The sequence below is a fragment of the Pleomorphochaeta sp. DL1XJH-081 genome (assembly GCF_049310885.1).
Taxonomy (GTDB): domain Bacteria; phylum Spirochaetota; class Spirochaetia; order Sphaerochaetales; family Sphaerochaetaceae; genus CAYZJV01.
Window position 1 is genome coordinate 1 of the sequence record NZ_JBMDYO010000081.1, and the last position, 277, is coordinate 277.

Consider the following 277-nt stretch of genomic DNA (forward strand, 5'->3'; position numbering starts at 1 on the left):
GGCCGTCTAGGGCTGTTACTTTTATTGAGAATCATGATACTGGTTCCACTCAGGGTCATTGGAGATTCCCAGGTGGCAAAGAAGCGCAAGGTTATGCCTATATCTTAACTCACCCCGGGACACCAGCTGTCTTCTACGATCATATTTTTGATCATAAATCTGAAGTCTCCGAACTCCTCTCCATCCGGACGCGGAACAAGATCCACTGTCGGAGCACAGTTAACATAGTGAAGGCAGAGAGAGATGTTTATGCAGCATTGATTGATGAAAAGTTGGC

The 277-nt window shown here is 46.2% G+C and carries 1 protein-coding gene; it reads left to right on the forward strand.

The genetic code is table 11. From position 1 onward, the window contains the following. Window positions 1-200: 200 nt before the first annotated feature. A partial coding sequence (locus ACODJP_RS13980; RefSeq protein ID WP_422482533.1) for an alpha-amylase C-terminal beta-sheet domain-containing protein occupies window positions 201-277 on the forward strand: 77 nt, incomplete at its 3' end.